Origin of the sequence: Micromonospora sp. NPDC049836, assembly GCF_044465125.1 — a bacterium.
Classification (GTDB): Bacteria; Actinomycetota; Actinomycetes; order Mycobacteriales; family Micromonosporaceae; genus Micromonospora.
The window spans coordinates 1-18,460 of the sequence record NZ_JBITLH010000004.1 but is presented as its reverse complement, the minus strand read 5'-3'; the positions used below and the strand labels follow the sequence as shown (position 1 = coordinate 18,460).

Below are 18,460 nucleotides of genomic sequence, written 5' to 3'. Positions count from 1 at the left end.
TGCGCCGTGGCCCCGTTCCCGGTCTGCGCCGGGAACGGGGCCACGGTTTCGTGGGAGACAACGTCGCGAACCGGGGGTCGCCTCAGTTGCGCAGGCTCCATTGCTGGTTGGAGCCGCCATTGCAGGCCCAGAGGATGAGTTTTGTGCCGTTGGCGGTGGCGGCGCCGGTGGCGTCGAGACAGAGTCCGGACTGCACGCCGGTGATCGTGCCGTTCGCGTTGACGTTCCATTGCTGGTTGCTCTGCCCGTTGCAGTCCCAGATGATCACCTGGGTTCCGTTGCTGGTGCCCTGGGCGTTGGCGTCGAGGCACTTGTTGCCGTACACCTGCAGTTGCCTGCCCGAGGTGTGGGTGAAGCGCTGGTTGGTCTGCCCGCTGCAGTCCCACAACTGCACCTGGGTGCCATTCGTCGTGCTGGAGTTCGGCACGTCCACGCAACGGCCGGACTGCCCGCCAACAATCTGCTGACCCTGACCGTCGCTGCTACCCGACGGCGGCAGCACCGTGATCGTGTACGTGTCCTCGATCGTGGTGTGCGACACGTTGACCGTGGCCGCGTTGCCCGACAGCGTCACGACGCTGTCCTGCACCGTCACCGGGCCCCCCACGGCCCCGCCCCCGTTGTAGGGGATGCGCTGCACAAGCACCCGAACCTGGTTGTTCTGCACGATGCCGCTGGTCGAGTCGAGCCGCTGCAGGTTGACCGCTACGTTGCCGGTCGTGCGACTGCCGCCGACGAGGACCTTCGCGGAGCCGGCCGTCTTGGTGGCAAACGCGTCGTACGACCCGCTCGGGGTGACCGATACAACCTGGCCGGTCTGCGAGGCGTAGAAGTTGTACACCCACCACTCACCCTTGGTCTGGTACTGCCCGGTTGCGTTGCGGGTGAGCAGGCTGGCCAGGTCGTTGTGCAGGTTCTGACCGCCGGCCCAGTTCGCGCGAAGGCCGTCGGCGCCCGCACGCTCGAGGCGAGCGATGTACCACGCTCCGCCGCCCGGGTTCTGCTCGTTCGATGCGCCGTACTCGTTGATCTGGTACGGCCGCTGGTGTGCGATGCCGCGTGAGTCCAGCGTCTGGTTGGCCGTGGCGACGTTCGACACCGGATCGCCGGGCAGCGAGTGCCAGCTGATGATGTCCGGCACGACGTTGTTTGCCTTGACGTAGTCCAGGTACTGCGTCCACCAGCCGCCGGTCGACGGCACGCCGGCGAAGCTGGGCCCCACGATCAGCATGGTGGGGAAGGTGGCACGGATTCGCTGGTAGGTGCGCTTCCACAGCTCGAAGTACTGCGACTGGGGCCGGTTCCAGAAGAGCGTGATGTTCGGCTCGTTCCAGATGTCCCACTCGACCGTGAGCCCGGCCGCCTTCACGTCGTTGAACAGACGATTCAGGAACCTGTCGTAGTCGGTCCAGTCCCCGTTGTCGCCGGGGAACCGGCTGATCGATGCACCGTCGGCACCCCAGAGGTCGTGGTTGAGCAGAACGAACTTTCCGCCGAGCGCCGCCGTACGCTGCGCTTGCGCGCGCGTGGCGTTCCACCGCCGGTCGTAGCCGCCGCCGACCCAGCCGCCACCGGGCAACTGCGCTCCGCCGGCCCGCATGGCCTGAAACTTGACATCACGGAAGAAGTTGTCCGGCGGGTTCACGCCGTCCTCGGTCATGCCGTAGATCCAGCCGGATGCCCGATAGGTCGGCGTACCGGTCGTCGTTGCGAAGTTGACGCTGATGGATTCGTTGGCGGCAAGGGCCGGGCGGGCGAGTGACACCGTGAACCCGGAAGTGAGGACAAGCACCGCGGCGAGAACGCCGCGTCTGAACGCTCCTTGCATTCGTGGCACGCGCACCTGACGTCTCCTCTGTGTGTCGACTCGCGGGGACTGTCCGCTAAGCACGGTGAAGGGGGATGGAAAGACGTGTGGCTGTGGAGAAAGTCGGCGCGACCTTCCCCCGCTCGATGCGGCCAGGGACCGGCCACGGGTTCCCAGAGGTGAGCGTGGAGCCACCGTCCGCGACCGCGAGTTGGCACGACACGACAACGGGTCGAGCGCACCCCGCCGGTGAGCAGAGCAACTGCGGTTCACGGCGGATCTACTTCATCGAATCGATTCGTTGGAACGGTATGGCAGACGATAGGACGTGTCAACTGCGGTCTATGTCGACCCCGGTCCGGTACGTCGAAGCTGGCCGAGCCGCAAGCCCCGCGGCTCACTACGGACGGCCCAGGCGAAGAACCGTTTCGTGTGGCAGGGGTGGCCGCCGGTTGTCCAGCCAGTGAGGTTCCCTCGTTCGCCGGAGGGTTGGTTACCTGGCGCCGGTGGGCTCAGGCTGAACGATAGCGGTCTCGTCCTGTCGAGCTTGGTGGGTGTGCCAGGCGGCTTCGTACTCGTCTGGGGATCGCCAGCCGAGGTCTTTCTGAATGCGGCGGGTGCTGTACCAACCGTCGATGTAGCCGAAGATCGCGTTCTCTGCCTCGTTGCGGGTCCGCCAGGAGTTGCGGTAGACCAGTTCGATCTTCAGCGTCGACCAGAAGTTCTCCATCGAGGCGTTGTCGAACGAGTCGCCGACCGATCCATGGAAGGCAGGATGCCGTTGTCGGCCAGGCGTTGGGCGAAGCGGAACGACGTGTAGTTCGACCCGCGGTCGCTGTGGTGGATCAGTTGGCCGTCGCGGACGTCACGCGACCAGATGCCGTATTCGAGGGCGTCGAGGATCAGGTCGGTGTCGCAGCGGTCGGAGCACCGCCAGCCCACGATGCGGTTGGAGAAAACGTCCCGCACCGCAGCCAGCCAGAACACGCCTTCGCCGCAAGGGATGCGGGTGGCGTCGGCGACCCACAGCCGGTTCGGCGCCGCCGCAGTGAACTGCCGGTTGACCAGGTCCGGAGCCGGTGTCGCCTTCGGATTCGACCGGGTGGACGGGATGCGCCACCCCTTGCGCAGGAACGCCCCCTGCAGGCCGGCGTCGCGCATCAACCGCTCCACCCGCTTGCGGCCGACGTGCTGCCCGTACTGTTGACGCTGCTGCCTGGCCCCAGGACCGGCATGCGGGAGCTGATCGGCCGCGCTATGTGGCACGGCGCCGCCCTCGGCAGCACCGGCGACCGCGACGCCGCGAAGCTACTCGCCCGCGACATCGACAACCCGGTTCTGGACACTCTGCTGCATGCGGACTCCGGCCGGCCGGGACGAGGTGCAGGACGGCGCCGATGAGCCCGGCCACTTCGCTCACGGCGCGGACGGCTTCGATCCAGTCGGTCATGTCCCCAGCGTCGACCCGGCGCGGGCACCACGGCCGTGTCCCGCTGTCCCGCCCGGTGGCCGCGGCATCGTGAGCAGCGCGTTACTGGCGGGAAGAGAGGACAATCAGGAGACAGTCAGAGGACGGTGCGCGGAGGTCGTTCATCCGGATGGCGGCGACGGGGCGAGGGCAGCCGATCAACAGGTCCGCGTGGCCGGACTCCGGACCGGTCCGACCGTGGCTCGAGCACTGTGACCACCTGCATCACCACAACGGATTGCCGAGTCTGCGGGCCATCGCCGCCGCGATGATTGGGCTCTCCGCGCCGACCCGGGTCGGCGCCATGCTGCGCGGTCTGTCGCTGCCGACCGACGAAGGCCAGGCACGATCCCTGCTCACCGCGCTGGGCGGGGTCGGCAACGAGATCGAGCGCGGCGTGCGCCTCTACCGCAAGGCGCGCACCGGCGCCTTGCGCACCGATGATCCGGTACGCGGACCGGGCCGGATTGTCAGCGAGCTCGACGAGACCGACGCGCTACGGCTGGAGGTGCACCCGGCCATCGTGGTCGGCGCCGAGCGGACGGTGCTGCCCCCGTATCTGCCGCGCGCCCATGACACCCGGCTTCGCGAGGCCGTGACGGCGGCCCGGACGAGCAGTGCGGCGGTGATGCTGGTCGGCGGGTCATCGACGGGCAAGACGCGGGCCTGCTGGGAAGCGGTCCGCGAGGTGCTGCCGGACTGGCGCCTCTGGCATCCGCTGACGCCGGAGCGGCCGGACGCGGTGGTGGCCGCCCTCGCCGGGGGACGCGTCCAGCCGCGTACCGTGATCTGGCTGAACGAGGCGCAGATGTACCTGGCTCCGTCCGGCAACGGCCCGCGGGTCGCCGCCGCCCTGCAGGATTTGCTGTCCCGAGACGAACCGGGCCCGGTGCTGGTGCTCGGATCGATGTGGCCGGAACACTGGAACGGGCTGACCGAGCGGGACGCCGGCCGCGACCATCCGGCCCGGACGTTCCTCGGCCTGTGCCGGGCCATCGCCGTGCCGGCCGGCTTCGAGCCGGACGAGCTCGACCGGCAGTCCGCCACCATCGGCTCCGATCCCCGGCTCCGGATCGCCGCGGCACAGGGCGGCCGGCGCCTCACCCAGCACCTGGCTGGCGCCCCCGAGTTGGTGCGCCGATTCGAGCACGCCGGTGAACCGGCCCGGGCGCTGGTCCAGGCGGCGATGGACGCGCGCCGGCTCGGTGGGCAGCTGTACCTGTCACCGGAGTTCCTCCGCCACGCCGCCTCGGGTTACCTGGACCGGCAGGTCTGGGACCAGCTCCCCGACGGTGACTCCTGGTTCACCGAGGCAATGGCGTACCTGATGCGTCCCTGTCATGGCGCCCCCGGGCCCTTCACCCGGCGCAAGCCGCTTCCCGGCGAGACCGCACCCGCCGCCGGCTTCCGCCTCGCCGACTTCCTCGAACAGGTCGGCCGGGCCGACCGGGCCGCCGTCTTCCCGCCGGCCTCGTTCTGGGACGCCGTGGAGTCCACCGTCGTCGATCCCGGCATCCTGCGCGAGTTCGCACTCCAGGCACAGAACCGGGGCCGGCTCCAGCGCGCCGTGCGGCTGTACGAGACGGCTGTGGGCCGGGGCGACAAGGACGCTCTGCATCGAGCTGTCTTCCTGCGCCATCGGCACGGTGACGAAGCCGGTGCGGAGACGCTGGCGATGCGCGCGCTCGACTGCGGCGACACCAGCGGTGTCGTGGCGCTCGCCGGCTGGCGGGAGTCGGCGAACTGGCCGTCGGCCGAGGCGCTCTACCGGCTGGCCGCGGACCGGGGCAACCCGCGGGCCGTTGCCGCGCTGGCGGAGTCCTGGCGGCGGATCCACCCGCACGACTTCGCCGCCGGGAAAGCCCTGGCGGTGCGGGCGGCCGAGGGCGGAGTCACGCGCGGGCTGAGGGGACTCGCCGAGTGGTGCGACCAGCGCGGTGCCGCCGGCGAGGCGGAAGCCCTGGCCCAGCTCGCCGCTGACCACGGCGACCCGGGTGTCCTCGTGACGCTCGCCGACGCCCGGCGGTCGGCCGGGTTGCGTTCGCTCGCCCTGCGGGCCGAGGACAGCGGAAACCGGCGCCGCTTTCTGGCCCTGGCCCGGCTCTACCTGGCGACCCGATCGAAGTCGGCCCGAGTCAGAGACCTGGAGAGGGCATGGAAGGCTGCCGAGCAGGGCGACGTCACCGCCTTGATCGCAATCCTGCGGCGCGACCTCCACCACGGCGATCTGGACGACGCCGAGCGGCTGTACCGGCAGGCCGCGGCCGCAGGCAGCACCAAGGCGCTGTGTGCGGTGGCCACGCTCCGGACGCTGGGCGGTGATCCAGAAGGCGCCGAGCAGGCGACACGCGCCGCCGCCGACCGGGGCGACCACACGGCGCTCGTCGGCTTGGCCGATGCCCGGCTGCGAGCCGGCGACCGGGACGGTGCCCTGACCCTGTACGAGAAGGCCTACGCCCACGAGGTGCCGTTCGCACTAGCGCGGCTGACGAGACTCCGCGTGACGCGGGACCCGGAACGTGCGCTGGTTCTCGCGACCGGCTCCGCCGACCGGGGCGACACCATGCCCCTGATCGCGCTCGCCCTGCACCGCGAGCACTCCGGCGACACCGCTGGAGCCGAGGCGCTCTACCGGCAGGTCCTGGACCGGGGCGACCGACGTGCCGCGTCTCGCCTGATCAATCTTCGGGAGGGTGCCGGCGACCACGACGGCGCTACGGCGATCGCGGTCCGGGCCGCGATGATGGGCTGGGTCAAACCGCTGGCCGACCTCGCCGAGTCGCGGGACAAGGCCGGTGATCATGCCGGTGCCGAGGTGCTCGCCGCACGCGCCGCCGCCCACGGCGAACCGTCGGCGCTGCGAAACCTGGCCTGGCGCCGGGCCCAGGCCGGTGACCAGGACGGGGCGCGACGCCTCCGCCGGCAGGCCGCCGGGCACGGGGACACCAGCGCGATGCTCGCCCTGGCCGACGAACTCCGGACGGCGGGCGACCCGCTCACCGCAGAGAAGATCCTCATCGAAGCCGTCAACCGGGGTGCCGCCTACAGCGCCTTCACCGGCCTGGCGCGACTGCGCTCGGACGCCGGCGACAGCGCTGCGGCCCGGCTCATCCACCGCTACGGTCTGTCCGACGACGGGACACCGGCCCGCTCCCTGCCGCCACCGGCGTAGGGCCGCCACCGGGGTAGGGCCGCCACCGGGGTAGGGCCGCCACCGGGGTAGGGCCGCCACCGGGGTAGGGCCGCCACCGGGGTAGGGCCGCCAGCGGCCGTGAGGCCGCCGCCAGCCGTCGGGTTGGGATGACCAGGCGCGTCAGCCCGGCGGTCGCCGGACGGCCGGGAGTGGGTCCGTTTACGGCTACGGCTACCGGTCGAGCCGATGCGCGCGGTCACGGTCGCCGACCTGCCGACGGCGGCCGGCTCTGTCTGCTACGCGCCGCCCCTTCCGATTTGACAGCGTCATGGATAGCGGTTATCTATAGTCGATCTACGGAGGGTGTGCCGGGTGCAGGATGTGGTGCTGGCCATGCTGGCGAAGGAGCCGGCGTACGGCTACGAGCTGCGCAGCCGGTTGCGTGGCGCGCTCGGCCCGCTCGGCGAGGCGATGAACGCCGGGCAGATCTACGTGACGCTGGCCCGGCTGGCGAAGGCAGGGCTGGTGACGTCGGAGCGGGCCGAGGGTCTGCCGGACCGGCCCGACCGCCGGGTCTATTCGCTGACCCCGGCGGGGCAGCAGCGGGTCGCCGCGTGGCTGGCCGAGGTGAATTGGCCGAAGCCGGACCTCAGCGAGTTTCATCTCAAGCTGGTGGCCGCTGCTGCTGCCCGGCTGGCCGATCCGGTGGCCTTGGTCGATGCGCAGCGGCGCGAGCTGCTGCGCCGGTTGCGGGATGCCCAGCGGGCTGCGTTGGAGCGGTCGGTGGATCCGGTCGTCGGGTTGTTGTTGGAAGGGGTCGTGCTGCGGCTGCGGGCCGACCTGGACTGGTTGGAGGCGTGCGAACGCATGTGGACCGAGCGTGATCGGGCCGGACGGAAGGCGGAGGCGTGACCGGATCGACGGTGCTGCAGGCGCGCGGACTGACCAAACAGTACGGCTGGAGCAACTCGTTGGTGCGCGCGGTCGACGAGGTCGACCTGGACGTGCCCGCCGGGCAGGTGCTGGCGGTGATGGGGCCCAGCGGCTGCGGCAAGTCCACCTTGCTGCAGCTGCTCGGCGGGCTGCAACGCCCGACCGACGGGCAGGTGTGGCTGGCCGACCGCCGGATCGACACGATGAGCGAACGGGCCCTGGCCCGGCTGCGACGCAACAACGTCGGGTTCGTCTTCCAGTCCTTCCACCTCATGGAGGAACTCACCGCCGTCGAGAACGTCGAACTGGCCGCGCTGATGGCCGGACAGTCACCCCGCAAGGCCCGACAACGCGCCATGCACCTACTGGACCAGGTCGGACTCGCCGACCGCGCCAAGCACCTGCCGTCGGCGCTGTCCGGCGGCCAACGCCAGCGGGTCGCCATCGCCCGCGCGCTGAGCAACGAGCCGCTGGTGGTGCTGGCCGACGAACCCACCGGGAACCTGGACAGCGCCGCCACCCTGGAGGTGCTGCGGTTGTTTGAGGAGTTGCGTACGGCCGGGCAGACCCTGGTGGTGGTCACCCACGACGCCCGTATCGCAGCGGTCGCCGACCGGGTGATCGACATGCGTGACGGGGCGTTCGCCGACGACACCCAGCTTTCCAGCGCCGCCACCGGCACCGTCCACGGGGGGTGGCGCTGACATGGCCGGCCGCCTGCTGCTCGTGTGCCGGCTGCTGGTGCGGGACCTGCGCCGGCGTCGAACGGAGACGGTGCTGCTGCTGGTCGCCATCGCCGCCGCCAGCGCGACGCTGACCCTCGGCCTCACCCTCAACGAAATCGCCGACCGGCCGTACCAGCAGACCCGGACCGCCACCGCCGGCCCGGACGTGATCGTGACACCCCGGGCCACCGGCCAGGCCGCGTTGGACGAGCTCGCATCGCTGACCACCGCGGCCGGCGTCACCGATCACAGCGGCCCCTTCCCGATCGCATACCTGACGATGACGGCCCGCGGCAAGTCCGCGCACACCGTCGTCGAGGGCCGGGACACGACACCCGTATCGACCGACCGGCCCGCCGTGACCGACGGCACCTGGGTACGCCCCGGCGGCGTGGTCGTCGAGCGCTTCTTCGCCGACGCCCTCGGCATCCGCACCGGCGACACGGTCAACATCGACGGCCATCCGCTGCGCGTGACCGGGACCGCGGTCACCGCCGCGAGAGCGACATATCCGTACGCCGGGTGGCACTACGCCGGCAGCATCTTGGTCGAGCGCGGCGGCCTGGTCTGGGTCGACCACAGCGACATCGCCACGCTCGCGGGCAACCAGCCGCTGTCCTACACCCTGAACCTCAAACTCGCCGACCCGGCGGCCAGCACCACGTACACCGTCAGCGAACAACTCACCACCTGGCAGGAGATCAGCTACGTCAACCGTCGGCTGTACAGCGACGCTCGAACAGTGCTGCTCGTCGGTAGCTGGCTGCTCACCGGCCTTGCGCTGGCCGGCGTCGCCGGCATCGTCGCGGGCCGGATCATCGGCCAGCGCCGCCGGGTGGGGCTGCTCAAGGCCGTCGGCGCCGGACCAGCCATGATCGCCGCCGTCCACCTCGCCGAATACCTCGTCATCGGGCTCGCCGCCGCCGCCACGGGCCTGGCCGCCGGCTGGTTCGCCGCACCCGTGCTGATCCGCCCCAGCGCCGGACTCATCGGCTCCGTCAACACCCAACCACCCGCGCTGCGCATAGTGATCGCCGTCACGGCCCTCGCCCTCACGATCGCTGTGGCGGCGACTCTGACACCGGTGGTGCGCGCCGCCACCACCAGCACCGTCCACGCACTGGCCGACGCCGCCACGCCACCCCGGCGCCGACGGTGGCGCATCTGGCTGTCGCGCCGGCTGCCGACCGCCCTGCTGATCGGAGTGCGCATCAACGCGCGCCGGCCACGCCGCGCCCGACTCGTCATGGTGAACACCCTGATCACCACGACCACGCTCGTCGCCATACTCATGGAAAACACCCGTGTAGTGCGCTTCGACCTCGGCTACACGCAACTCGCCAGTCCCCGGTGGGAACGGGGCGAGCAGGCCATGCTCCTGCTCACCGTCGTGCTGTGCGTCCTTGCGCTCATCAACGCCGTCGTGAGCACGTGGACCGCGGTACTCGACGCCCGGCAGCCGCTGGCCGTCGCGCGGACGCTCGGGGCCACACCCGCGCAGGCCGGCGTGGGCCTGGCGGCAGCGCAACTGCTTCCGGCCATACCCGGCGTCGCCATGGGGATCCCGACCGGCATCGGGCTTGTTGAGTCCCTCAGCACCGACGAGGTCCCGTACCCACCCGGTTCCTGGCTGCTCGCCACCGCACTCGGAGTCCTGCTCGCCGTCGCCGCGCTCACCGCCCTCCCCGCGTTGACCGCCGCAGGCCACCCGGTCGCGGACACCCTCCAGTCCGCACCGACCTGACGGCCGCCGACGCCACGCAGCCGCTCCCGGCGAACCGAGCGGAACCACCGAAGATTACGCAGGGATGAGTAGGCTCCCCTCTGTGTCAAGACACCGCCGGGAGGAGAGCTCTATCCTGGGTCTCGACGGGTCCGGGAAGTGACTTCTGCGAAGAGCCGCTTGGGGATGAGAGCCGGTCACGCTGGAGCCAGTTGCCGTTCCCCGTTGTCCTCCGGGCCCGCCCCCGTGGCCACCGCGTCGTTGATCATGTCGGGTAGACGATGTCGGACAGGCGTCGTTTCAGGGCGCGCATCGCTTCCATTGATGTCTTGCCGGAGGCCTTTTCCGGTCGAAGTAGGCGCGTCCTTCGCTGGGGTTGCGTAGCTGGACGGTGGCCATGATGTGCAGCACGCGGTTGATCTGTCTGTTCCCTGCGCGGGAGAGTCGGTGGCGTACCTGGTCGCCGGAGGATGCGTCGATGGGGGCGGTGCCGTTCCAGGAGGCGAAGTGGGCTCGGTTGGGGAACCGGGTGATGTCACCGACGTCGACCAGCAGCCGGGCGGCGCCGGAGGGCCCGATGCCGTGCCGGCCATTCCTCGACGCCGTGTCCCGGCTGCTTCACGACCACGGCTACACCCTCAACCCGAAAGGCATTGCCGACGCCTGCGCCCGCCGCCCCGACGAGGTGTGCGCGCTGCTCACCGCGGCCGGAACCGTCGCCGCCACCTGCGCGCAGGTCACCATCCTGACCGGCGCCGCTGACGCGCTCGCCGGCGCCCACACCACGGGCGGCCCCGACCTACCGCTGCGGGCACAGCTCGACCGCGTCGCGGACGCGCTCACCGCCGCCCTCGCGCGCCACGACAAGGCCACCGCAGCACTACACCGCGGCGGCAAATCGTTGATCCATGCCGGCAGTGATCTGGTGTCGACTCCGGATCACACCACCGATCCGATTGGCCTGACCGACCGCGACCCGAGGCACTGAGCGTGCCCGTCCCAGCGGTGTAGCCCGCTCAGCGATTCGTTCCGTAATCACCTTGCCGAGACGCCTGTTCATGAATCTTGCCCGCCTGGCCAAATCTTGTCAGTTATCCGCCACTGCTGATCAGTGAAGGACCTTCTGTGAAAATGTCAGGTGGCCGTCTCGATCCTTCTTCGTTGGGAGATGCACATGCAGCCGGTACGATACCGCCCATCCGTCGCCGCCCTCAACCTGTTGCTAATGATCTCCGGATATCTTCGCGATCTCGGAGAGAACGATTCGGACAGTTTCCTGAACCCGGGGATTAAGAACGTTCAGGTCCCTCGGAACGTCGAAACGATCGTCGTGAAGGGTCGGCGAGCGATCGCCCTCGAAGCGCAGAAGGACACCGAACTGAGGCTCACCCTTCGGTACCAGGCGGCGTGGCGGATATTTGAGCAATTGCAAGAACTGGCGTTGACGGACCCGACGTGCACCGTGCTCCTCAGCGAGGAGCGGGATTACAAGTTCAGCGAGGTGCCCGGTCTCGGCTGGCACACCGTCACCCTCGAAAGGATGCTCCGGATGCTGACCGAGAGTGACTGGTTGGGGAACGCGCCCTGCATGAACTTCCTGGCCGGCCAGCTTCAGGACTACATCTCCGAACTGTGGGACCTGCCGAAGTCCCCGGCGAAATAGCCGGAAGGCCACATCGTCCATCGAATCCGCGGCCCGTGGCTGCGGACCGGTTGTTCATGGTGGGCAGCATGAATGACTCGGCACCTTGAGCTGCCGCATGCTGTCCTCCGCGGCAACGTCCTCTTCTCGGCACGACCGGATGCCGACAACGCGCGACCAGCGGCCGATCCGTGCACTTCACCTTGGCTGACGTGCGTCAGCCGGGCGCGAGCGTTTGGTCGGCTGGCTGCCGGTAGGGCAGCGGGGCCAGGCCCAGCGCGAGGGTCAGCATGAGGCAGGCGAGCAGGAACGGCAGCGACATGGCGGGCTGGCCGAGCCATTCCCACAGTGGATGCCAGCGGAAATGCGGCTCGCTCAGATGGTGCGAAAGCATCTGCGGCGCGCTCAGCAGGATCGGTGCCCACCACAGGAACATCGCGAAGCCGTACAGGAACTTCGCCAGTCCTTGGGCCAGCGGGTGGTCCCCTTCCGTGCGTCGGCTGGTCCAGCCAAATAGGCACCAGCCGCTCAGCGTGCCCAACACGAAGGCGACAACGCCGGCGGGATACGCGCTCCAGGGTGTCGACCGGGTCATGGCGAAGTCCATCTTCGGGGTCGTGTTGTCGTCGTTGATGTGTACTTCAAGGATGTTGTCGCCACGTTGCGCAGACAGGGTGATGTTGGAGGGTATTGAGGCAGGGTCGCATCGCGGGTCGTCGGGAATGCAGTCGTATGCGTTGGAGTAGGTCGGTTCGGTGTAGTCCCATCCGGCGGCCTGGAGCCGTTGCCGGAGTTCGGCGAGGACGAGCGGACGGCTGTCGGCCGGCAGTTGTTCGAAGGACGCGCCAAGCCCGGCGAGCGAGTATTCGCCGCCGTCACCCAACAGCAGATCGGAAACGGAGCTCCAGCTCAGCGGGCTGCCATAGATGATGAACACGGAGGGCGGGTCGTCCTTGTCGATGTGGCTCACCTGCTTGTCCGGATAGAGCTGGCTGACCGCTGCGGCAAGCTCGTTGTGGTCGAGCGGGCGGGAGCCGAGCCAGGTCAGCCAGGTGCCGAAGGATGCGGCGAACAGACCGCAGGCCACCGTGAAGATCGATGCCCAGACGACCACGGTGCGGCTCGCTGGCCGCCCAAGGCGGGCGCGCAGACCGTGGCGTACGAGATTCGCCGCCATACGCGGACCCCGGCTGGTCGGCGCGATGTCGTGCACCGTCTCGAGGATTTCAGCCCCGCGCTTGTGGCGGTAGTCGGGCGGGTAGGACAGCAGCAGCCAGCGGTGCATCGATTCTCCCAGGACGCTGCGACAGTCGGGTCAGGCAAAGTTAGGCCGTAGGGCGCGCAGCCGGGATTCGGCGGCGGACGCCAGCTGGCGCAGCCGCTCCGTCTGGCGCGCGAGCTCGGCGCGGCCGTCGGCGCGCAGCCGGTAGTAGCGGCGCAGCCGGCCGTCAACGACCTGCTCGTGGCTGAGCTCGACCAAGCCCTGCGCGACCAGCCGGTCCAGGGCGGCGTAGAGGGTTCCCGGCAGCAGGGTGACGCGGCCGCCGGACAGGACGGCGACATCCTGGATGATCCCGTAACCATGGCGCGGCTCGTCGGCTAGCGCAGTCAGGATCAGAAAGGTGGCCTCGCGCATCTCAGTCACCGGGGCAACATATATTGTTGATCAATTCGTCGTCAACGCTTTGGCCCCGGGAAAGGCCGTCGGCCGCAACGCCCCCGCCCGCCCGCGCGGTCGCCGTGTTCACCCGGCTGTCCGGCGCCGACGCTGCTCGGCTACCTCGCCGCCGTAGCGAGGGCCGCACAACGGGACACCGACCTCGACGACCTCGCCGCTCCGGCCGCCTTCGATGTGGATGCCGCCTGGCCGCCGCGCTCCCGACCCACGGATGAGGTAACGAGCCAGCCAGTCATGCCCGGCGCTCTCATCGGCACGACCGGATGCCGACAACGCGCGACCAGCGGCAGATGTGCGCACGTGATCTTGGCTGACCGGCGCGTTCAGGGGCTGGAGCGGTGCGGTCCGCTTCGACTTGCGCGGGAGCAGTGACCTTTGGCGACCCGAGGCATCGCCGCGTCGGCAGGGCGTGTGTCCATACGCACCAGCGGGAGACTCCGACGGACGTACGGACGGTGAGGAAGGTGCCAGCGGCGCAGCCCGCTCGGCTATGAGCGGGCGTCGGTGGAAGGCGCGCATGAGCACGGTTCGATCACTGCTGACCGGCTTCCTCGCCGGTCACCCTCCTCGGAGCCGACGGACGGGGCCGTGCCGTCGCGGAGGTCGTGGGCGGCGCCGGGCACGGCGAACTCCAGCAGCCGGGCGCCTTCGGCCTCGATCTCGGCGCGCTCGATGGCGGTCAGCGGCCGGAACGGGTCGATCTCCAGAGTCGCTGACGCCTTGCCTGGATGGAGCTTCCAGGCGCCCGTCACCTGCCCGTCCACGAGGAAGGTGGCGCGCATCCCGTTGCGCGTCATGACCCGTTTGCGGGCCTCCTCTGAGATCACGCGGGTGCGGTCGGTATGGGAGGCCAGGAGGTTGTCGTATTCGGGCAGGAAGCGAGCCGGCGCGCGGGCGTCGGCGTCGGGGCGTGGCGCATCCGGGAGGTCGAACAGCTCCACCCCGTGCTCGTCGCGGAAGACCGCCAGCCGTGGCCGCAGCCTCTCCAGGACGGGCCGCAGCCGGGTTCGGCCGGCCCACGTCTGCACGTCGGCGACCGACGCCGGGCCGAACGCGGCGAGGTAGCGCAGCACGATGTGTTCGGAGTCGGCGGCGGAGGCGGGCTCGGCTCCGGTCCAGCAGGCCGCCGTCGCGTACCGGGTGGTGCCGCCGACGCCCCACACGGCGCGTGGCGGCACCTGCACCAGCGGTACCAGGTTCCGCACCACGGTGGCGAGTGCGCGGGGCTCGCGATCGGGCCACCGCTCGTGCAGCGCCGCGCCGAGTTCCTTGGGGGTGAGGTGTCGTGCGCCGAGCAGTGCCCGGCCCGACTCCGCCACGGCCGCACGGTCCAGACCGGTCAGGATCGTCTTGAACGCGGTGTCCAGCTCACGGTCGAGCGCGGGCTGCGCCCATGGCCGCAACGAGCGGTAGTCCGCCGTGGTGACCAGGTGGACGGTGCTGCGCATCAGCGCGACCCGCACCAGGCGGCGCTTGGTCAGCGCGTCCGTCAGGTCGGCAGTGTCGAACTTCCGCAATCTGCTCCAGAGCCCGAAGTAGGGCGCGTAGGGCGCCTGCGCCTGCATGCCGACCAGCCGGGTGACCGCCTCCTCGGCGGTCGCGTCGGCCCGTTCCAGCAGCATCTGACGGGCCAGCAGGGCTCGCCCCAGTTCCCGTCGCCGCAGCACCTGTGCCACCGTGCCGTCCTTTCCATCGGATGGCAGGGGCGCCGGATGCCGCCCCTGCCTCGTCGATCAGCCGCCGAAGTCGGCCCGGTGATCCGCGGCCCACCGAGCGTAGGTACGCGCGGGGTGCCCGGTGATCTGCTCGATGACGTCGTTGACCGGCGCGGGCCTGCCGACCGCCTGCGCCATGAGACCGAACAGCGCCGCCAGGAACTCGGGGTCCATGAACTGGCTCATCTGCTCCAGCACGGGCTCCGGGTCGAGGTCCTCGACGGTGAGCGGGCGCCCCAACGTCTCGCCGAGGATGCGGACCTGCTGCGCCTGGGTCAGCGACTCGGGGCCGGTCAGGTCGTAGGCCCGCCCCGCTTGCCCGCCGCCGGTCAGGATCCGCGCGGCCACCTCGGCGACGTCCCTCTCGTGCGCGGCGCTGAACGCGGCTTCGGCGTACGGCGCGCGAATGACGTCACCGCCCTGGAGCTGCATCGCGAACGTCAACGAGTTGATGGCGGGGAAGAGTAGCCGCAGGAACGTCCACTCGATCCCAGATGCCTCGATGGCCTGCTCGACGTCGCGGTGGTACTGGGCGATTACGTCGGGCTGCCGCTCGGCGCCCGGGACGATCGCCCCCGAGGACAGGAACACCAGCCGCCGCACCCCGGCCCGCCCCGCGGCCGCCAGTAGCGGAGCGACATCCATCCCGTACTGCAGAACCAGGAAGGCGGCTTCGACGCCGGCCAGCGCCGCTGGCAGCGTCTCGGGCTTGGTCAGATCGCCCTGGACGACGTCGACTTCCGCCGGGAGCCCGGCCTGTTCCGGGGTACGGGTCAGCGCCCGTACCGGCGCACCCGCGGCGACCAGCTCTTCTACTGCCTGACGTCCGAACTGAGCCGTGGCACCAATGACGAGATACATGAGGGTTTCCCTTCGTGTGAAGACTGGGGGGTCTGATGGGGTCCGCCTACAACCGGCGGCGGATCAGCGAACCTTGCGGAAGAACTGCTGGATGTCGTGGACGAGCAGATCGGGCGCGTCGTGGGCGGCGAAGTGGCTGCCCCGGTCGTAGACGTTCCAGGAGACGATGTTTTCGTGGTCGCGGTCGGCGAACGTCCGGATCGACTGGTAGTCCCAGGCGAAGTTGGCCAGGCCGAGCGGCACGGTGGTCGGTTTCGGCACGGTGGTGCCCCGGCCGTTCGACTTCTGCTGTACGGGGGCCGCCGCCGCGTCCTCGTAGTAGAACCGGGCGGCTGAGGCGGCTGTGTTGGTCAGCCAGTAGATCATCACGTTCGTGAGCACGTAATCCGGGTCGAGCGAAGCGCCGAGCAGCTGCGCGTTCCAGCCCAGCAGGCCGGCCGGGGAGTCGGCTAGAGCGTGCGCCAGATTCTGCGGCTCGGTGGACTGGAGCTTGTCGTACGCGCCCCGGTTCTGGGTGAACCACTCGGCGAACGCGAGCTTGCCGCGCTCCTCCTCGGAGAGGCCGGCCAGTTCGGCGGGGTCGCCCGACGGGAACGAGAAGACCTGTGTCACGTGCACGCCGCAGACGTGCTCAGGATCGACCCGGCCCACCTCGGGCGAGATCAGCGATCCGCCGTCGTTGCCGGCCGCACCGTACCGGTCGTAGCCGAGCCGCTGCATCAGCTCGGCCCAGGCCCGGGCCACCCGGTACCGGTCCCAGCCGCGCTCCCGGGTCGACCCGGAGAAGCCGAAACCCGGCACCGACGGAATGACCAGGTGGAACGCGTCCGCCGGGTCGCCGCCGTGCGTTCGTGGCTCGGTGAGCGGGCCGATCACATCCAGCCACTCGACCACCGAGGTCGGCCAACCGTGGGTCAGTATCAGCGGCGTCGCGTCCGGCTCCGGCGACCGCACGTGCAGGAAGTGGATGTTCTGGCCGTCGATCTCGGTGGTCAACTGCGGGTACGCGTTCAGCCTCGCCTCCCAGGCCCGCCAGTCGTACCCGGTGCGCCACCGCTCGACCAGCTGCCTCACGTAGCCCACCGGGACGCCGTACTCCCAACCGGGCGGCACCGGACCAGCCGGCGCCGACTCGTCCGCGGGCAGTTCCTCCGCCCACCGAGTGCGGGCCAGCCGCTGCTGGAGATCGTCGAGCTCGGCCTGGGGGATGTCGATCCGGAACGGTGCGATCGTGCTGTCGTTCGCCATGGTCATCAGCGTAGGAGGAAATTAGGCAAGACCCGTTCCTAATAACTGGCATACTGCGAAGAATGTTGGAAACCGCGGCGCGGCTGCTGCGCCTGCTCTCGCTACTCCAGACACCCCGCGAGTGGACCGGCGCCGAGCTGGCCGAACGGCTGTCGGTCAGCACCCGGACCGTTCGCAACGACGTGGACCGCCTGCGGAACCTCGGCTATCCGGTGCACGGCAGCCGGGGCGCGGTGGGCGGCTACCGACTCGGCGCCGGGGCCACGCTGCCGCCGCTGCTGCTCGACGACGAGGAAGCGGTCGCGGTGGCGATCGGGCTGCGCACTGCCGCCGGGGGCACGATCACCGGGGTCGAGGAGACCTCGTTGCGCGCGCTGGCCAAGCTGGAGCAGGTGCTACCGGCGCGACTCCAGCGTCGCGTTGACGCCCTCAAGCGGTACGCCGTCGTGGTGCCGCGGGACGACCTGGGCCCGCGGGTGGACGCGGACAGGCTGAGTGTCCTCGCCGCAGCCTGCCGGGACCACGAGCGCCTGCGATTCGGCTACCGAAGCCACGACGGCTCCGAGAGCCGGCGCGAGGTGGAACCGTACCGGCTGGTCAACTGGGGACGACGGTGGTATCTCGTCGGGTTCGACGTCGAGCGGGCCGACTGGCGAACGTTCCGGGTGGACCGGCTCCACCCACGTACCCCGACGGGCCCCCGATTCATCCCCCGCGATCTCCCCGAGGAAGCCGTCGACCAGGTACGCCGCGGCGTGTCGTCGGCCGCATGGCGGTACCGGGCCCAGGTCGTCGTACACGCACCGGCCGAACAGCTCATCGAGCAAATCAACGCCGCCATCGGCACCATCACCCCGGTCGACGACACCCACTGTCTGCTGGACACCGGCGCGGACAGCATCGAGGCGCTCGCCGTCCACCTCGGCCTGCTCGGCGTCGACTTCACCGTGACGGAATCCGCGGAACTCGTCGAACTCGTGCGTACGCTCGCCGGCCGCTACCACCGCGCCACCACCGAACCGCGTCCGCAGGACACCTAGGCCAGGGCCGCCTCGGACCGCCCGGCACGACCCATCTTCACCATCAAGGTCGCACGGATTACCGCAGACCGACAGGACGATCCGCACACCCGAGGCATGCACTCTTCTCGGCTACTTGTTTCATTGACCTGCGACCGTGGCCCGGCCAGGCTCGGTCGAGGCGCCCGGGCTGTCGCTCTCATTTCGGCTGCCCACGCTGGTCGTGTGGCTCTCATTTGGCCTGCGCGGCCCGGGCGTCGCCCCAGGGCGGGGAGAGGCTCAAGAGGGGTTTGCTCTGCTCGAAGTAGCGTTGCCCTCCCGGCTCGACAATCCAGGTGGATCGAGCATCGGAGGACGCGGTGAGTGGCACGTCGGATCGTGTGGTCATCGGGATGGACCCGCACAAGCGCTCTGCCACGATCGAGGTCATGGCCCGCGATGAGAGCGTTGTCGGCGGCGGCCGGTTCGACACCGACCGCGACGGCTACACGGCGATGAGGAAGTACGC

Annotated in this window: 17 protein-coding genes; 8 read left to right on the top strand and 9 right to left on the bottom strand. The window is 69.9% G+C overall.

The features are described 5' to 3' along the window. Positions 1 to 82: 82 nt before the first annotated feature. The 3 genes from ACIBPB_RS11690 to ACIBPB_RS11680 all read right to left on the bottom strand — a co-directional run bounded on the left by ACIBPB_RS11690 (position 83) and on the right by ACIBPB_RS11680 (position 2,968). Positions 83 to 1,828 (bottom strand): RICIN domain-containing protein, encoded by a 1,746-nt coding sequence (locus ACIBPB_RS11690; RefSeq protein ID WP_396840086.1) that lies wholly within the window; start codon positions 1,826 to 1,828, stop codon positions 83 to 85. A 472-nt stretch (positions 1,829 to 2,300) separates the two neighbouring features. Further along, a complete protein-coding gene (locus ACIBPB_RS11685; RefSeq protein ID WP_396839524.1) occupies positions 2,301 to 2,537 on the bottom strand; it encodes an IS3 family transposase in 237 nt (78 codons plus the stop codon). Then, positions 2,513 to 2,968 (bottom strand): transposase, encoded by a 456-nt coding sequence (locus ACIBPB_RS11680; RefSeq protein WP_396839523.1) that lies wholly within the window; start codon positions 2,966 to 2,968, stop codon positions 2,513 to 2,515. The genes ACIBPB_RS11685 and ACIBPB_RS11680 overlap by 25 nt, the downstream gene beginning before the upstream one ends. 72 nt (positions 2,969 to 3,040) lie before the next feature. Between ACIBPB_RS11680 and ACIBPB_RS11675 the strand changes: the two genes are divergently transcribed. The 5 genes from ACIBPB_RS11675 to ACIBPB_RS11655 all read left to right on the top strand — a co-directional run bounded on the left by ACIBPB_RS11675 (position 3,041) and on the right by ACIBPB_RS11655 (position 9,810). Continuing rightward, entirely contained in the window at positions 3,041 to 3,208 is a 168-nt protein-coding gene (locus tag ACIBPB_RS11675; protein WP_396839522.1) for a hypothetical protein, read from the top strand. 305 nt (positions 3,209 to 3,513) lie between these two features. After that, entirely contained in the window at positions 3,514 to 6,447 is a 2,934-nt protein-coding gene (locus tag ACIBPB_RS11670) for a hypothetical protein (protein WP_396839521.1), read from the top strand. A 333-nt stretch (positions 6,448 to 6,780) separates the two neighbouring features. Continuing rightward, the gene (locus ACIBPB_RS11665; protein ID WP_396839520.1) at positions 6,781 to 7,320 is read left to right on the top strand and encodes a PadR family transcriptional regulator; all 540 of its coding nucleotides are present in this window, start codon (positions 6,781 to 6,783) and stop codon (positions 7,318 to 7,320) included. Then, on the top strand, positions 7,317 to 8,045 hold the full coding sequence (locus ACIBPB_RS11660; RefSeq protein ID WP_396839519.1) for an ABC transporter ATP-binding protein: 729 nt from the start codon (positions 7,317 to 7,319) through the stop codon (positions 8,043 to 8,045). The genes ACIBPB_RS11665 and ACIBPB_RS11660 overlap by 4 nt, the downstream gene beginning before the upstream one ends. Before the next feature lies 1 nt (position 8,046). Continuing rightward, complete coding sequence (locus ACIBPB_RS11655) at positions 8,047 to 9,810, top strand: ABC transporter permease (RefSeq protein ID WP_396839518.1); 1,764 nt, start codon at positions 8,047 to 8,049, stop codon at positions 9,808 to 9,810. Between the two features lie 279 nt (positions 9,811 to 10,089). Here ACIBPB_RS11655 and ACIBPB_RS11650 read toward each other — a convergent pair whose 3' ends face one another. Next, complete coding sequence (locus ACIBPB_RS11650; RefSeq protein WP_396840085.1) at positions 10,090 to 10,323, bottom strand: transposase; 234 nt, start codon at positions 10,321 to 10,323, stop codon at positions 10,090 to 10,092. Here ACIBPB_RS11650 and ACIBPB_RS11645 point away from each other — a divergent pair. Beyond that, positions 10,268 to 10,777 (top strand): hypothetical protein, encoded by a 510-nt coding sequence (locus ACIBPB_RS11645; protein ID WP_396839517.1) that lies wholly within the window; start codon positions 10,268 to 10,270, stop codon positions 10,775 to 10,777. The two genes, ACIBPB_RS11650 and ACIBPB_RS11645, sit on opposite strands and share 56 nt — an antisense overlap. A gap of 150 nt (positions 10,778 to 10,927) precedes the next feature. Then, positions 10,928 to 11,452, top strand: coding sequence for a hypothetical protein (locus tag ACIBPB_RS11640; protein WP_396839516.1), 525 nt, complete (start codon positions 10,928 to 10,930; stop codon positions 11,450 to 11,452). A gap of 196 nt (positions 11,453 to 11,648) precedes the next feature. On the opposite strand, the gene ACIBPB_RS11635 is transcribed toward ACIBPB_RS11640, so the two are convergent. The 5 genes from ACIBPB_RS11635 to ACIBPB_RS11615 all read right to left on the bottom strand — a co-directional run bounded on the left by ACIBPB_RS11635 (position 11,649) and on the right by ACIBPB_RS11615 (position 16,933). Further along, positions 11,649 to 12,716, bottom strand: coding sequence for a hypothetical protein (locus ACIBPB_RS11635; RefSeq protein WP_396839515.1), 1,068 nt, complete (start codon positions 12,714 to 12,716; stop codon positions 11,649 to 11,651). 30 nt (positions 12,717 to 12,746) lie between these two features. Next, complete coding sequence (locus ACIBPB_RS11630) at positions 12,747 to 13,067, bottom strand: PadR family transcriptional regulator (protein WP_357327744.1); 321 nt, start codon at positions 13,065 to 13,067, stop codon at positions 12,747 to 12,749. A gap of 530 nt (positions 13,068 to 13,597) precedes the next feature. After that, the gene (locus ACIBPB_RS11625) at positions 13,598 to 14,785 is read right to left on the bottom strand and encodes a winged helix DNA-binding domain-containing protein (RefSeq protein ID WP_396839514.1); all 1,188 of its coding nucleotides are present in this window, start codon (positions 14,783 to 14,785) and stop codon (positions 13,598 to 13,600) included. Positions 14,786 to 14,842: 57 nt separating this feature from the next. After that, positions 14,843 to 15,685: an NAD(P)H-binding protein gene (locus ACIBPB_RS11620; RefSeq protein ID WP_210890729.1), complete on the bottom strand. Its 843-nt coding sequence runs from the start codon at positions 15,683 to 15,685 to the stop codon at positions 14,843 to 14,845. A 63-nt stretch (positions 15,686 to 15,748) separates the two neighbouring features. Next, positions 15,749 to 16,933 (bottom strand): epoxide hydrolase family protein, encoded by a 1,185-nt coding sequence (locus ACIBPB_RS11615; RefSeq protein ID WP_396839513.1) that lies wholly within the window; start codon positions 16,931 to 16,933, stop codon positions 15,749 to 15,751. A 62-nt stretch (positions 16,934 to 16,995) separates the two neighbouring features. Between ACIBPB_RS11615 and ACIBPB_RS11610 the strand changes: the two genes are divergently transcribed. Further along, a complete protein-coding gene (locus ACIBPB_RS11610) occupies positions 16,996 to 17,973 on the top strand; it encodes a helix-turn-helix transcriptional regulator (RefSeq protein ID WP_396839512.1) in 978 nt (325 codons plus the stop codon). Positions 17,974 to 18,460 lie beyond the last annotated feature (487 nt).

Bases quoted from the DNA above. Each gene is read 5' to 3' on its own strand.
- ACIBPB_RS11615 (WP_396839513.1), bottom strand. From the start codon at position 16,933: ATGGCGAACGACAGCACGATCGCACCGTTCCGGATCGACATCCCCCAG.
- ACIBPB_RS11645 (WP_396839517.1), top strand. From the start codon at position 10,268: ATGGGGGCGGTGCCGTTCCAGGAGGCGAAGTGGGCTCGGTTGGGGAAC.
- ACIBPB_RS11675 (WP_396839522.1), top strand. From the start codon at position 3,041: ATGCGGGAGCTGATCGGCCGCGCTATGTGGCACGGCGCCGCCCTCGGC.
- ACIBPB_RS11610 (WP_396839512.1), top strand. From the start codon at position 16,996: ATGTTGGAAACCGCGGCGCGGCTGCTGCGCCTGCTCTCGCTACTCCAG.
- ACIBPB_RS11690 (WP_396840086.1), bottom strand. From the start codon at position 1,828: ATGCAAGGAGCGTTCAGACGCGGCGTTCTCGCCGCGGTGCTTGTCCTC.
- ACIBPB_RS11620 (WP_210890729.1), bottom strand. From the start codon at position 15,685: ATGTATCTCGTCATTGGTGCCACGGCTCAGTTCGGACGTCAGGCAGTA.
- ACIBPB_RS11685 (WP_396839524.1), bottom strand. From the start codon at position 2,537: ATGGAGAACTTCTGGTCGACGCTGAAGATCGAACTGGTCTACCGCAAC.
- ACIBPB_RS11655 (WP_396839518.1), top strand. From the start codon at position 8,047: ATGGCCGGCCGCCTGCTGCTCGTGTGCCGGCTGCTGGTGCGGGACCTG.
- ACIBPB_RS11635 (WP_396839515.1), bottom strand. From the start codon at position 12,716: ATGCACCGCTGGCTGCTGCTGTCCTACCCGCCCGACTACCGCCACAAG.
- ACIBPB_RS11630 (WP_357327744.1), bottom strand. From the start codon at position 13,067: ATGCGCGAGGCCACCTTTCTGATCCTGACTGCGCTAGCCGACGAGCCG.
- ACIBPB_RS11680 (WP_396839523.1), bottom strand. From the start codon at position 2,968: ATGCGCGACGCCGGCCTGCAGGGGGCGTTCCTGCGCAAGGGGTGGCGC.